Raw genomic sequence first — 13,085 nt, 5'->3', positions numbered from 1 at the left:
GTTAATTATTTCACTTGTCAAAATAAAAATGCTGCTTCAGGCTAAAGACGCTGCAAATCAGGGCGGTTTCATGCCGCTCTGCAGCAATTTTCGGGCGAGCTATGCGGCAAAAGCCCATGAACGCTTAGCTTTTTACTTTGAAGGTCGAAGAAATGCACAGCGTCGAGCATCGCGAGCGGTCAGAGGGGCGGCGGGGCTGCGGCCCGCTGATTCCTCCGCTCAGCGACACGCTGCGCCCGCTTCGCCAGCAGGTTTTCGAACGCGTGCGCGCGGCGGGCCTCATTCCGCGTGTGCAGGTCGCCAAGGATCTTGGCGTCAGCCCCGCCTCGGTCACGACCATCACGCAAGAGCTGATCGAAGCGGGACTGATCGAGGAAATCGCTGCCCCGCGCGACATCGACCAGGGGCGCGGCCGCCCCGCCGTGGCGCTTGGCGTCCGCGCCTCGGCCCATCGCGTGGCGGGAATGAAGCTCTCCGACCGCGAACATACCGCCGTCATCATCGATTTCGCGGGCAACCTCATCGCCGACGATGTCATCCCCCGCCGCCCCGGCCCGATGACCACGCCCGAAATCCTTGACGCCATCGAAACCCTGCTCAACCGCGTCTGCGCCAAGGCGGGCATCGCAAGATCCGACCTCTCCGCCCTCGGCGTCGGCGTGCCGGGCTTCGTCGATACCGGAAGCGGCACTGTCATGTGGTCCTCGGTCCTGTCCGACCGCACCGTTCCCCTTGCCGCCGCCGCCTCGGCCCGTGTCGGCCTGCCGGTGACCATCGACAACGACGCCAACCTCGTCACGCTGGCCGAACTGTGGTTCGGCGCGGGCCGCGGCCTTGCCGACTTTGCCGTCGTCACCATCGAACACGGCGTGGGCATGGGTTACGTCATCAACCACCGCATCTATCGCGGCGCCCACGGACTCGGCATGGAACTTGGCCATACCAAGGTGCAGCTCGACGGCGCGCTTTGCCGCTGCGGCCAGCGCGGCTGCCTCGAGGCCTATATCGCCGACTACGCCCTTGCGCGCGAGGCGACGACCGCCCTCAACTGGACCCACCGCGAGGGGCAGTCCATCGCCATCCTCCTCGAAAGCCTTTACGACCACGCCAAGGCGGGCAACACCGCCGCGCGGTCGATCTTTCGCCGTGCGGGCCGTTACCTTGCCGTGGGCCTGTCCAACGTCATCAACCTGTTCGACCCCGCCCTTATCATCCTGTCGGGCGAACGGATGCGCTACGATTACCTCTACGCGCAGGAAACGCTGGCCGAGATGGACAACCTTGCCATCCAGTCGGGCCGCCCCCGCCCGCCCATCGAAATCCACGCCTGGGGCGACCTGCTCTGGGCGCATGGCGCGGCGGCACTCGCCCTCTCCTTCGTCAGCGAAGGGCTGCTGCAACCGGCCCGCGACATCGCCGCCCAATAGACCGCGCGGCGCGGCCCAAGCGGGAAAACGCCGCATCGCGCGGGTCGCACACGGAACTTCTTTGCGTTGCGCAGGCTTGGGCTAGTTGCAATAGTTAAAAGCCCAGCGCCCCGAGGTTGATTGTGCCGCCATCCCCGCTTCATGCCCTGCGCCGCCTGTCCATCGCGGCCGCCTGCGCGGCGCTTTTTGCGGCGCAACCGGCACTGGCGCTTGACCGGATCGACTTTCTCACCCCCGGCGCGGCCGATGACCTCGCCTCGGCGCTGCGGGCCTCGTCGCTGCTTCTTATCTCGCAAAGCGACGACCAGACCAACGCGCAAGACCTCTTTGCCGCCGCACAGGCCGAATATGCCCAGCTCCTCGGCACGCTTTACGCGGCGGGCCATTACTCGGGCGTCATCCACATCCTGATCGACGGGCGCGAGGCCGCCTCCATCGCCCCGCTCGACGCGCCCCGCCGCATCGACGTGATCCGCGTCACCGTCGAACCCGGCCCCGCCTTCCGCTTCTCGCGCGCCACGGTTGCCCCGCTCGCCCGTGGCACCACCCTGCCCGACGATTTCCGCACAGGCGGGATCGCCCGCTCCGGCAGCATCCGCAGCGCCGCCGCCGCAGGCGTCGAAGGCTGGCGCAAGCGCGGCCATGCCAAGGCCGGCGTGGCCGGTCAGGACATCACCGCCAATCATGCCAGCGCCCTGCTCTCGGCCAGCATCGCCCTTGACCCCGGCCCGCGCCTGCGCTTCGGCCCGCTTGTCATCAAGGGACAAGAGCGCATGCGCCCCGAACGCATCCGCGCCATCGCGGGCCTGCCATCGGGCGAAACCTTCAGCCCTGCGGAACTCGACCTCGCCGCCACCCGCCTGCGCCGGACCGGCGTGTTCAAATCCGTCTCGCTGGCCGAGTCCGACACGATCACCGCCCCCGACCTGCTGCCCATCACCGCCACCGTGGTCGAAGAAAAGACCCGCCGCTACAGCCTTGGCGCCGAAGTGGCCAGCCTCGACGGCGTCACCCTGTCCGGCTACTGGATGCACCGCAACCTTCTGGGCGGGGCCGAGCGGCTCAAGGTCTACGGCGAGATCGGCAATCTCGGCGCGCAATCCAGCGGCACCGATTACAACCTTGGCGTCACGCTCGACCGCCCCGCAACCTTCACCGCCGACACAACCGTCGGCCTGCGGGCCGAAATCGGCCATGTCGACGATCTCGACTACAGCGCCGATCTCGCCTCGGTCGGACTGACCGCGACGCAGATCTTTTCGACAGAACTCACCGCCCGCACCGGCTTCAGCTACGATTTCTCCAAAGGGCGCGACACCGTCTCGGCCTTCGAGTTCCGCAACGTCTCGCTGCCCCTCGGCTTTACATGGGACCGGCGCGACGACGCGACCGATGCCACACGCGGCTTCTTTGTCGACGCCGAGGCGAAACCCTTTCTGGGCTTCGGCACCACCGACAGCGGCGTCCGCTTCACATGGGACGCGCGCGCCTATCACAGCTTCGCAACGGGCCGCATCACCCTTGCCGCCCGCATTCAGGGCGGTGCGATCTATGGCGCAAGCCTGCTTGGCACCCCGCGCGACGCCCTGTTCTATTCCGGCGGCGGCGGCACCGTGCGCGGCCAGCCCTACCAGTCGCTTGGCGTGAACGTGCTGCGCATCAACAACCAGACCTCGCGCATCGGCGGCTCGTATTTCCTCGGCTCGCAACTCGAAGCCCGCCTTGGCGTGACCAAAAAGATCGGCATCGTCGGCTTTTACGATTACGGCCAGATCGGCGTCGACGGCTTCTTCACCGACCAGTCGCGCAGCCATTCCGGCGCGGGCATCGGCTTCCGCTACGACACGGGCTTCGGCCCGATCCGCCTCGACATCGCCAAGCCGGTCGGCGGAACGACCGATGGCGGCGTGCAGATCTACGTCGGATTGGGGCAATCGTTTTGATGAAACGCATTCTCCTCGCCGCAGCACTTGCCCTGTCGCCGCTTCACGCCCCGGCACAAGAGACGCAGGCCGAAACCGACAAGGGCTATCTTGCCGCCCTTCTGGAAGAAAACCTGTCCGGCGCGGGGCGTCAGGTCACCATCACCGGCTTTGCGGGCGCCCTCTCCTCGCGCGCCACCATCCAGTCGCTTTCCATCGCCGATGGCGAGGGCGTCTGGATCACCCTGAACGGCGTCACCCTTGACTGGAGCCGTTCGGCCCTTCTGCTCGGCGTGGTCGATGTGACCGAACTCTCCGCCGACGAAATCATCCTGACCCGCCCCCCCGTCACCGATACCGGCACCGGCACCGAAGCCAAGGGCTTTTCCCTGCCCGACCTGCCCGTTTCCATCGACATCGGGAGCATTGCCGCCAAGCGCATCGCCCTTGGCCCCGCCGTTCTGGGCGAGGCGGTCGAAGCGCGGCTTTCCTCATCCATGTCGCTTGCCGGGGGCGAGGGCAAAGCCACCCTCCTGCTCGAACGCACCGATGGCGGCCCCGCAGGCAAGCTGTCGCTCGACGCGGCCTATTCAAACGCGACCAAGGCACTCAGCCTGAAGCTGACCGCCGCCGAGGCCGCTGGCGGAATCGCCGTGCGCAAACTCGGGCTTCCCGGTTCTCCGGCAACTGAACTGACCATCGACGGAACCGGACCGCTCGATGCCTTCGCCGCCGACATCGCCCTGCGCAGCGACGGGGTCGACCGTCTGGCAGGCCGCGTCACCCTTACAGGCACGGGTCTTGGCGGGCAGGGCTTTGACGCCAGTCTTGCAGGCGACCTCGCCCCCCTGTTCCTGCCCGAATACGCCTCGTTCTTCGGCAACAGCATCCGCCTGACGGCACGCGGCGAATCCCGCCCCGACGGCACGCTTGATTTGCAAGCCTTCGATCTTGCGGCGCAGGCGATCCACCTGTCGGGCGCGGTGCAACTCGCGCCCGATTACGTGCCGCTTCGGCTGAACGTGCAGGGCGAAATCGGCCTGCCCGACGGCTCGCCCGTGCTTCTGCCCCTCGGCGCAACCGAAACCCGTGTCACCGCCGCGAACCTCTCTCTCGGGTTCAACGCCGCCGTCGGCACGGGCTGGCGCGGCCGCATCGACATTCAGGGCCTCGACCGTGCGGGGCTAAAGGCTGACAGGCTTACCCTGAACGGCTCGGGAAACATCACCCACGAGGGCGAAACCGACCGCTTCGACGCCGCCTTCCGCTTTGCCGGAGACGGGGTCAGGCCCGACGATCCGGCCCTTGCCGCAGCCCTTGGCACCCGCATGACGGGCCGCGCCGACCTTGGCGCGGTTCAGGGCGGCAGCACGCTCGACATCCGCAACCTCTCGCTTGACGGGACCGATTACAGCCTCGATGCCTCGGGCACGCTCGACGGGCTGACCGAAGGCTTCCGCCTGTCGGGCAAGGCACAGGCAAGGCTGCAAGACCTGACCCGCCTTTCGGCCCTTGCCGGACGGCCGCTCTCGGGCGCGGCGACGCTGACCGTCACGGGCAACGGCAGCCCCCTTGGCGGCGAGTTCGACCTGATCGCAGGTCTTGCGGGCCAGAACGTCACCCTTGCCCAACCGCAGCTTGACCGCCTGCTTTCGGGCCGATCCACCATCAAGGCCAATGTCTCGCGCAACACCCAAGGCACCACGCTGCGGGCGCTGACCATCGACGCGGGCACCATGACCGCCAGCGCGACAGGCCGCCTTGCCACCGAAGGCACCGACCTCGGCGGCAGCTTCGCCCTGTTCGACCTTGGCACGCTTGACCCAGCATGGGGCGGCAGCCTTTCGGGTGACATCGCCTTTCAGGGTGTGCCCGCCACCGGCCGCATCACCGCCACCGCCAAGGGCAGCAACCTGCGGCTCGGGCAGGCGCAGGCCGACCGCCTGCTTGCGGGCGCATCCGACCTGACGCTCGACCTTGCCCTGACCAAGGGGCGCATCACCGTCAACGCCGCGCGCCTGACCAATCCGCAACTCACCGCCAGCGCCACCGGCACCGCGACCCAAGCGCAGCGCGACATCGACCTGACCGCCCGCCTTGCCAACCTCGGCCTGTTCCTGCCCGAATTTCCCGGCCCCGTCACCGTCACCGGCACGGCCATCGACGATGCCGCAGGCTATGACCTGAACCTTCGCGCCCAAGGTCCGGGACAGATCGACGCCCGCCTGTCAGGACGCATGGCGCAGGATTTCGGTCGCGGCGATCTTGCTATAAAGGGCAGCCTGCAAGCGGGCCTCTTCTCTCCCTTCCTGTCGGGCCGTGTGCTGTCCGGCCCGGCCCGCTTCGACCTTGCGCTGAACGGCCCCCTCAGCCCCGCATCACTGTCGGGCCAAGTCTCGCTGACCGGCGGGCGCATTGCCGACCCCGCCCTCGCCTTCGGGTTTGAAGCGGTGACGCTGAACGCCAGCCTGCGCGGCGGAAGCGCCCGGATCACCGCATCCACCCGCCTGTCGAGTGGCGGTCAGGTGCAGGTCAACGGCTCTGTCGGCCTTGCCCCGCCCTTCGGTGCCAACCTGCAAATCGCGCTGCGCAACGCCGTATTGCGCGATCCGCGCCTGTTCCAGACCAGCGCAAGCGGCGATCTTGCCCTCACCGGCCCGCTCGCCGCAGGCGCCCTTGTCGCCGGCCGCATCGATCTGGGCGAGACCGAATTGCAAATCCCCTCGACCGGCTTCGGCGGCAGCACCGATCTGGCGGAACTGCGCCACCTGAACGAACCCGCCCCCGTCCGCGCCACACGCGACCGCGCGGGGCTTCTGGCCCGTGCGACAACGGGCGGGGGCACCGCGTCCCGCCCCCTCGCCCTCGATCTCAGGATCTCCGCCCCCTCGCAGGTGTTCATCCGCGGCCGCGGCCTTGATGCCGAACTCGGCGGCAGCCTTACCCTGCGGGGCACCACCGCCAATGTGCAACCCGCCGGTTCCTTCTCGCTGATCCGGGGCCGCCTCGACATCCTCGGCCGCCGCCTTGTCCTGTCGGAAGCCACCCTCCTGCTCGAGGGGGAATTCCTCCCCACCCTCGCCATCGCCGCCTCGACCGAAAGCGACGGCATCACCAGCTACGTCCGCATCGACGGCCCCGCCACCTCGCCCGAGGTCACCTTCACCTCGACCCCCGAACTGCCCGAGGAAGAGGTTCTGTCCCGCCTCCTCTTCGGGCGCGGCCTCGAAAACCTCTCGGCCCTGCAAGCCGCCCAGCTTGCCAATGCCGTCGCCACCCTTGCCGGACGCGGCGGCGCCAGCGTGATTGACCGCCTGCGTCAGGGCTTCGGTCTCGACGACCTCGACGTGCAGACCGACGAAACCGGCGCGGCCAGCCTGACCGTGGGCAAATACCTATCGAAGAACGTCTATACCGAGGTCGAGGTCGGCCAGAACGGCCAAAGCCAGATCAACCTGAACCTCGACATCTCGAAAAGCCTGACCCTGCGCGGATCGGCGGGCAGCACCGGAGGCACCGGCGTCGGCCTGTTCTGGGAAAAGGATTACTGAACGACAGACTTCAGCCGCTTGCGCTCGGCCCGCGCGGCATCGACCGCCGCGCCCAGCAAGATCGCGTAACCGCTAAAGTAAAGCCACATCAGCAACGCCACCACCGCACCGATCGACCCGTAGATACGGTTATAGGTGTCGAAATTCGCCAGATAGACCACAAAGCCACGCGATGCGGCGATCCAGATCACCACGGCCACCAGAATTCCCCGCGTGAACAGCGGATGGTGGATGTTCCGGTTCAGACCCAGGCGGTAAACCAGCGCCACGCCCACCACCACCAGCAACAGCGAAAGCCCAAGGTTCACGATCTCGAGTCCAAGCGCCGCAAACCGCCCCAAGGGCAGAAGCGCAAGCAGGACCGGCCCCACCACGGCCGCGAACATCGCGCAGATCACCAGCCCGATCATCACCAGTGTCAGCACCAGCGCGCGCAAATGGTGCCAATGCCCCGCCCGGTTCGGCAAACCGTGTATCGCGTTCAAGCCGCGCATCAGCGCCGCCACCCCCGCCCGCGCCGTCCACAGCGCCAGCAGCAGCGAAAGCCCCGTCGCGATTCCCAGATTGTCACTGTTCAGCGACAGCAAGGATTCCACCTGATTGGCGATAAGCGACCACGCGTCATCCGGCAGATAGGCCCGCGCAAGGGCAAGCTCTTCGCGGATGACGCTGGCATCGGCAAAGAAACTCCAGATGGCGATGACGGCGGCGGCACTGGGGAACAGGGCCAGAAAACCGTAGAACGCGATCCCTGCGGCGATCAGGTCAAGCTCGCGCTCGTCGCTCAGCGTCCAAAGCTCGCCCAGAATGCCCCAGCGGATCTTCATCCTTCGTCTTCCAGTCGCGTCCGCATCTCGCGCAGCACCGGAATAAGCGCCCGCACGCGGTCAGCGCCAAGCGCCTGCACCACCTCTGCGATCACCGGAGCCACGGCCTGCACCGCCGCATCCCGCGCGGCCCGCCCCGCAGGGGAAATCGCCACGAACTTGCGCCGCGCATCGTCCCAATCGGGGCGGATATGCACATGCCCCGCCCATTCCAGCCGCGTCAGCGTGTTCGTCATGGCCCCCCGCGTCACATGGAACGCCCGCGCCAGCTGCGCGGGGGTCCGCTCGTCCCCGCTTCGCGCCAGATGGTTCAGCACTCCGAAATGCGACAATTCCATTCCCTTGGGCAAAACCTTCGATATGCGGTTGCGCGCAAGCTGGTCAGCCATGAACAGCTCACCGAACAACGCAACCGCGATATCCTCGTTCCGCTCGCTCATGGCCCGTCGAACATCCGGTCGTGCGAAAGCGAAGGAACGCGGTCGCGGGCCTTGGCCACTTCGGCAAGGTCGAGATCCGCGAATGTCACTCCCGGCTCTGCACCCGCATCCGACAGAACCTCGCCCCAGGGCGCGATGACAAGGCTATGGCCATGCGTCCGCCGTCCCTTGCCGTCTTTCTCGGGGTGAAAACCGGTCTGCGCGGGGGCAAGCACATAGCATCCCGTCTCGATCGCCCGCGCCCGAAGCAGAATTTCCCAATGCGCGGCACCGGTAATGTGGTTGAACGCCGCCGGAACCGTGATGATCTCGGCCCCCGCCTGCGCCAGCCGCCGGTACAGATGCGCAAAGCGCACGTCGTAGCAAACCGTCATCCCCACGCGACCATAGGGCGTCTCGGCCAGAACCGCCTGCCCCCCCGGCCTGTAGCCCGAGGATTCGCGATAGACCTCGGTCTCGGACACGTTCACGTCGAACATGTGGATCTTGTCGTAGCGCGCCGCAATCGCCCCGTCCGGCCCGATCAGGAAAGACCGGTTGGCAAAGCGCCCGTCGGCATCGTCCGTCAACACGCCCAGCGACCCGATCAGCAGCCAGATACCCGCCCGCGCCGCCTCGTCCCGCAGGGCGGCAAGCGTGGGATCGTCGCTCTCGTGCCGCAAGACCTCGCGCTGCTTGGCGCGGTTTGACGACAGGGCGTTGGTGCATTCGGGCGTCAGCACAAAGCCCGCCCCGCCCGCCACCGCCGCCCGCACAAGCGCCACCGTCTCCGGCAGGTTCGCCGCCGGATCGTCGCTCACGTTCAACTGGACCAGCCCGACCCGCATCAGCCCGCCAACATCGGGTCGAGCTTGCCGTCCGCCTCGAGAGCATGCAGATCGTCGCAGCCGCCCACATGCGCGCCGCCGATAAAGATTTGCGGCACGGTCCGGCGCCCGCCTGCCCGCTCCATCATCTTGGCGCGCAGCGTCGTATCGGTGCTGACGTCGATCTCGGTAAAGGCAACGCCCTTCTTTCCAAGCAATCGCTTGGCGGCGTGGCAATAGCCGCACAGCGGCGTCGTGTAGATTTCCACGGGTTTCATCGCAGGCTTCCTTTGCAGTTGCAGCAAACTATAAGGATTTAGGCATCCTTAGCAACGCGGGCCAACACCGCAACGGATACCCGTGTTGCGCCTGCCGCAAGACAGGCCTCGGCGCAGGCGGTCAGCGTGGCGCCGCTGGTCATCACATCATCCACCAGCAGCACATGCGCGCCCTTCGCCAGCGCCACCCGCCGCTTGTGAACCCGCATCGCTCCGGCAAGGTTGCCGAAGCGCGCGGCCCTGTCGCGCCCCTCTTGCGATCCGGTCGGTCGCACACGTTGCAACAGGTCGGGGCAATGCGCCAACCCCGCCAGATGCGCCAGCCGCGCCGAAACCAGCGCCGCCTGATTGTAGCGCCGCCGGAACAGCCGCCGCCAATGCAGCGGCACGGGGGCGACCAGCATCCCCGCCTGCAAGATCGGCCGCGCCGCGCGGTGCAGCCATTCGCCCGCGGGCCGCGCAAGGTCGGTCCGGTCGGCATGTTTCAACCCCAGAACCAGCTTGCGCCCCACATCCCGGTACAGAAAGGCCGCGCGCCCCCGCTCCCAGGGGCGGCCCAGCATCAGGCAATCGTCGCATTGCGCGCCCTCGCCCTCACCCTCGCCGGGCAGGGGCAGGCCGCAGGTTTCGCAAACAAGCCCCGCGATGAACCCCGTCTCGCGCCAGCATGGCCCGCACAGACCGAAATCGCTGTCGACCCGTTCCCCGCAATTCACGCATTGCGGCGGGTAAATCAGTCGCAGCGCCGCTTGCAATCCCATTCCCGCCTCCTATGGTCCCGCCCATGCAGACCCCACCGATCCTGACCGACCGCACCGCTCTTGGCCGCAACCGCGCCCGCGCCCTGCGCGCGCCCGCGTTTTTCCTTCACGACGAGGTGGTGGCCGAAACTCAGGAAAGACTGGCCGAGGTTAACAGAACCTTTACGGCCCCCGCCGTGGTGACCCCCTATCCGGGGCTTTGGCAGGGTTTCGCCCCGACCGTGCCGGATGAAGAAATCCTTGCCCTGGCGATCCAGTCGCATGATCTGGTTGTGCATGCCCTGTGCATGCACTGGACCATCGACCCCGTCGGCCAGCTGGTGCAGTGCCGCCGCGCGCTGCTGCCTGACGGGTTGTTCCTCGGCTTCCTCTTCGGCGGCCAGACGCTGCACGAACTCCGCGCCTGTCTGGCCCAGGCGGAATCCGAGGTTACCGGCGGCCTCTCGCCCCGCGTCTTGCCGATGGCCGAAATCCGCGACCTTGGTGGCCTGCTGCAACGGGCGGGCTTCAACCTTCCGGTTGCCGACAGCTTCACCAAGACGGTCACCTATCCCGATACCCTCGCCCTGATGCGCGACCTTCGGGCGATGGGCGAAACAAATGCCCTCCAGTCACGTCTGCGCCACCCGACCCGCCGCGCCGTCATTTCCCGCGCGGCCGAGCTTTACCACCATCACCACGCCCTGCCCGATGGCCGCATCAAGGCCACGTTCGAGATCATCTGCCTGACCGGCTGGGCCCCGCACGAAAGCCAGCAAAAGCCGCTCCGCCCCGGTTCTGCCGCCCAAAGATTGGCCGACGCGCTCAATACCGCCGAATTGCCGCTGCGCGACCCTCCCCCCAAAGGTTGACCCCGCCGCATAAGCCTATATGTCCCGCACGTTGACCTATCAAAGGACGCGACCATGCTCGACGCAAAGCCCATGACCGGCCCGACCGACCAGATGGTCACCCCCGGCACCGGCCGCCTTGCCCATGCGCCCGCGTCACACCCGCCCGTGCGGCAGGCGAAAATCGGCGTCCTTCTGGCCAACCTCGGCACGCCCGACAATTACGATTACTGGTCGATGCGCCGCTATCTGAACGAATTCCTCTCGGACAAGCGGGTCGTCGACTATTCCGCCTGGATCTGGCAGCCGCTTCTGCAACTGGTGATCCTGTCCAAACGCCCCTTCTCCTCGGGTGCGAACTACAAGCTGATCTGGAACCACGAAAAGAACGAAAGCCCGCTGCTGACCATCACCAAGGACCAGACGCGCAAGATCGCCGAAACCCTGAAAGCCGCGCACGGCGATAACGTCATGGTCGATTTCTGCATGCGCTACGGCAACCCGTCGACCGACTCCAAGGTCCGCGCGATGGTCGAGGCCGGATGCGAGAAGATCCTCTTCTTCCCGCTTTATCCCCATTACGCCGGCGCCACCTCGGCCACCGCAAATGACCAGTTCTTCCGCGCCCTGATGAAGGAAAAACGCCAGCCCGCCGTCCGCACCGTGGCCGAATACTTCGACCACCCGCTTTATATCGAAGCCCTCGCCCAATCCGTCGAACGCGCCTATGCCGCGCTGCCGGAAAAGCCCGATGTCCTCGTCGCCTCATACCACGGCATGCCGCAACGCTACCTGATGGAGGGCGACCCCTACCACTGCCAATGCCAGAAAACCTCGCGCCTGCTGCGCGAACGTCTGGGTTGGGACAAAGGCGCGATCGACACGACGTTCCAGTCGGTGTTCGGCCCCGAAGAATGGCTGAAACCCTATACCGTCGAACATGTCGCGGAATTGGCAAAACAGGGCAAGAAGCGCATCGCGGTGATCGCCCCCGCCTTTTCTGCCGATTGCATCGAAACCCTGGAAGAGATCAACGGCGAGATTCGCGAAGCCTTCGAACACGCGGGCGGCGAATCCTTTACCTACATCCCCTGCCTGAACGACGATGATGCGCATATCGCAGCCCTGTCGGCGGTGATCGGTGAAAACCTGACCGGCTGGCTCCGCTAACCCGAAGCCGCCTTCATCCTTGCCCAAATACTCCGGGGGCGCGGGGGCTGGCCCCCGCCTTTTCCACCGCCATCACGGCGCCGGACAAAAGAAAAGGGCCGACGGGCATAACCCGCCGACCCTTTCCTGAAATTGATCCAGTGATCAGTTCGAGGCAGCAGCCGCGACGACCAGGAGGAGCAGCAGCGGAACAACGATGCCGCCAGCCGACGACGAGGTGTTCGCTTCGACAACAGCCGGTTCCATGGTCGGTTCAGCCATACCGCCGGCGAAAGCCGAGGTAGCAGCCAGCGACAGAGCGGCGACGAGCGCAAGTTTCTTCATGATAAGACCTCCAGATTTCGCATGACGCCGGATGTTGCAGAGGCGACGGCATGCACCCAAGATTATTCCTCGTGATTTCTCTTAAACAGCTTGATGGGAAGAATGCAACTTACAGCAAGCATTCCCCCCGCTGTTCAAGGCCTTGTCGTCAAATTAGCAACACCTGAGTCCCGACTTGGGCCAGCGCGTACAATTCAAGAATGTGCTCGTTGTAAAGCCCGACGCAGCCATTGCTCGACCGGCGGCCGATCTTGCGCGTGTCATGCGTGCCGTGGATCCGGTAGGCGGGCCACGAGAGATACAGCGCGCGCACGCCCAACGGATTGTCCGGCGCGCCGCCTTCGACGACATCGGGCCATTCCGGATGGCGCTGTTTCATCGACGGCGTGGGCCGCCAGGTCGGGTTCTCGACCTTCTGGATCACCTCGGTCTTGCCCTTGCGCGTCAGATCGTCCGACAGCGGCACCGAGGTCGGATAAAGCTTGTAGATCGACTGGTCCTCCGACCAGAAATGCAGCGCCCGCGAGGTGATATCGACCAGAATGGCCCCCTTGCGCGTGTTCGCGAAATAGGGCTGCCAATCCAGCATCCGGAAGCTCGACGCATTGTGCCGGACCGAGGCCGAGGCCGCCGTTTCCATCTCGGTCGTATTTTCCATCGCCATCGCGGGCAGCGCCGAAGCCCCCAGCACGGCGGCAGCCCCGCCCACGAACAGGCGGCGGTTCAATGCATGCTTGTCATCACTCATC

At 66.2% G+C, this 13,085-nt stretch carries 12 protein-coding genes; 5 read left to right on the top strand and 7 right to left on the bottom strand.

The annotated features are described in order from the left end of the window. The first annotated feature begins 152 nt into the window (after positions 1–152). The 3 genes from H7F16_RS11245 (at position 153) to H7F16_RS11235 (ending at position 6,900) form a co-directional block, all read left to right on the top strand. Positions 153–1,427, top strand: coding sequence for an ROK family transcriptional regulator (locus H7F16_RS11245; protein WP_185797699.1), 1,275 nt, complete (start codon positions 153–155; stop codon positions 1,425–1,427). A gap of 122 nt (positions 1,428–1,549) precedes the next feature. Then, complete coding sequence (locus H7F16_RS11240; RefSeq protein ID WP_185797698.1) at positions 1,550–3,370, top strand: BamA/TamA family outer membrane protein; 1,821 nt, start codon at positions 1,550–1,552, stop codon at positions 3,368–3,370. Continuing rightward, positions 3,370–6,900 (top strand): translocation/assembly module TamB domain-containing protein, encoded by a 3,531-nt coding sequence (locus tag H7F16_RS11235; RefSeq protein WP_185797697.1) that lies wholly within the window; start codon positions 3,370–3,372, stop codon positions 6,898–6,900. Before H7F16_RS11240 ends, H7F16_RS11235 begins: the two co-directional genes overlap by 1 nt. Here H7F16_RS11235 and H7F16_RS11230 read toward each other — a convergent pair. Genes H7F16_RS11230 through H7F16_RS11210 form a run of 5 tightly spaced genes read right to left on the bottom strand, consistent with a single transcriptional unit; the run spans position 6,894 to position 10,012 of the window. Next, a complete protein-coding gene (locus H7F16_RS11230; protein WP_185797696.1) occupies positions 6,894–7,727 on the bottom strand; it encodes a YihY/virulence factor BrkB family protein in 834 nt (277 codons plus the stop codon). The two genes, H7F16_RS11235 and H7F16_RS11230, sit on opposite strands and share 7 nt — an antisense overlap. Then, positions 7,724–8,167: a MarR family winged helix-turn-helix transcriptional regulator gene (locus tag H7F16_RS11225; protein WP_185797695.1), complete on the bottom strand. Its 444-nt coding sequence runs from the start codon at positions 8,165–8,167 to the stop codon at positions 7,724–7,726. Before H7F16_RS11225 ends, H7F16_RS11230 begins: the two co-directional genes overlap by 4 nt. Next, on the bottom strand, positions 8,164–8,994 hold the full coding sequence (locus H7F16_RS11220; protein WP_185797694.1) for a carbon-nitrogen hydrolase family protein: 831 nt from the start codon (positions 8,992–8,994) through the stop codon (positions 8,164–8,166). Before H7F16_RS11220 ends, H7F16_RS11225 begins: the two co-directional genes overlap by 4 nt. After that, positions 8,994–9,251 (bottom strand): glutaredoxin 3, encoded by a 258-nt coding sequence (gene grxC / locus H7F16_RS11215; RefSeq protein WP_185797693.1) that lies wholly within the window; start codon positions 9,249–9,251, stop codon positions 8,994–8,996. Before grxC ends, H7F16_RS11220 begins: the two co-directional genes overlap by 1 nt. Positions 9,252–9,289: 38 nt before the next feature. After that, positions 9,290–10,012: a ComF family protein gene (locus H7F16_RS11210; RefSeq protein ID WP_185797692.1), complete on the bottom strand. Its 723-nt coding sequence runs from the start codon at positions 10,010–10,012 to the stop codon at positions 9,290–9,292. A gap of 23 nt (positions 10,013–10,035) precedes the next feature. Here H7F16_RS11210 and H7F16_RS11205 point away from each other — a divergent pair, with 23 nt between their 5' ends. Together H7F16_RS11205 and hemH are read left to right on the top strand one after the other, a co-directional pair. Next, a complete protein-coding gene (locus tag H7F16_RS11205) occupies positions 10,036–10,863 on the top strand; it encodes a methyltransferase domain-containing protein (RefSeq protein ID WP_185797691.1) in 828 nt (275 codons plus the stop codon). A 93-nt stretch (positions 10,864–10,956) separates the two neighbouring features. Continuing rightward, a complete protein-coding gene (gene hemH / locus H7F16_RS11200) occupies positions 10,957–12,012 on the top strand; it encodes a ferrochelatase (protein ID WP_241741440.1) in 1,056 nt (351 codons plus the stop codon). Between the two features lie 144 nt (positions 12,013–12,156). Here hemH and H7F16_RS11195 read toward each other — a convergent pair whose 3' ends face one another. Both H7F16_RS11195 and H7F16_RS11190 read right to left on the bottom strand, forming a co-directional pair. Further along, positions 12,157–12,336, bottom strand: a complete 180-nt coding sequence (locus H7F16_RS11195; protein ID WP_185797690.1) for a hypothetical protein — start codon at positions 12,334–12,336, stop codon at positions 12,157–12,159. A 148-nt stretch (positions 12,337–12,484) separates the two neighbouring features. Then, the gene (locus H7F16_RS11190; protein WP_185797689.1) at positions 12,485–13,084 is read right to left on the bottom strand and encodes a L,D-transpeptidase; all 600 of its coding nucleotides are present in this window, start codon (positions 13,082–13,084) and stop codon (positions 12,485–12,487) included. Position 13,085: the final 1 nt, after the last annotated feature.

The sequence above is a fragment of the Paragemmobacter straminiformis genome (assembly GCF_014243445.1).
Classification (GTDB): Bacteria; Pseudomonadota; Alphaproteobacteria; order Rhodobacterales; family Rhodobacteraceae; genus Paragemmobacter; species Paragemmobacter straminiformis.
Note: the sequence above shows the minus strand (reverse complement) of the source record. Positions and strands in the feature narration are given on the sequence as shown.

What these genes read in the sequence shown, in the direction of transcription:
- H7F16_RS11245 (WP_185797699.1), top strand. Translation starts at nt 153, where the DNA reads ATGCACAGCGTCGAGCATCGCGAGCGGTCAGAGGGGCGGCGGGGCTGC.
- H7F16_RS11235 (WP_185797697.1), top strand. Translation starts at nt 3,370, where the DNA reads ATGAAACGCATTCTCCTCGCCGCAGCACTTGCCCTGTCGCCGCTTCAC.
- H7F16_RS11230 (WP_185797696.1), bottom strand. Translation starts at nt 7,727, where the DNA reads ATGAAGATCCGCTGGGGCATTCTGGGCGAGCTTTGGACGCTGAGCGAC.
- H7F16_RS11225 (WP_185797695.1), bottom strand. Translation starts at nt 8,167, where the DNA reads ATGAGCGAGCGGAACGAGGATATCGCGGTTGCGTTGTTCGGTGAGCTG.
- H7F16_RS11220 (WP_185797694.1), bottom strand. Translation starts at nt 8,994, where the DNA reads ATGCGGGTCGGGCTGGTCCAGTTGAACGTGAGCGACGATCCGGCGGCG.
- grxC (WP_185797693.1), bottom strand. Translation starts at nt 9,251, where the DNA reads ATGAAACCCGTGGAAATCTACACGACGCCGCTGTGCGGCTATTGCCAC.
- H7F16_RS11210 (WP_185797692.1), bottom strand. Translation starts at nt 10,012, where the DNA reads ATGGGATTGCAAGCGGCGCTGCGACTGATTTACCCGCCGCAATGCGTG.
- H7F16_RS11205 (WP_185797691.1), top strand. Translation starts at nt 10,036, where the DNA reads ATGCAGACCCCACCGATCCTGACCGACCGCACCGCTCTTGGCCGCAAC.
- hemH (WP_241741440.1), top strand. Translation starts at nt 10,957, where the DNA reads ATGGTCACCCCCGGCACCGGCCGCCTTGCCCATGCGCCCGCGTCACAC.
- H7F16_RS11195 (WP_185797690.1), bottom strand. Translation starts at nt 12,336, where the DNA reads ATGAAGAAACTTGCGCTCGTCGCCGCTCTGTCGCTGGCTGCTACCTCG.
- H7F16_RS11190 (WP_185797689.1), bottom strand. Translation starts at nt 13,084, where the DNA reads ATGAGTGATGACAAGCATGCATTGAACCGCCGCCTGTTCGTGGGCGGG.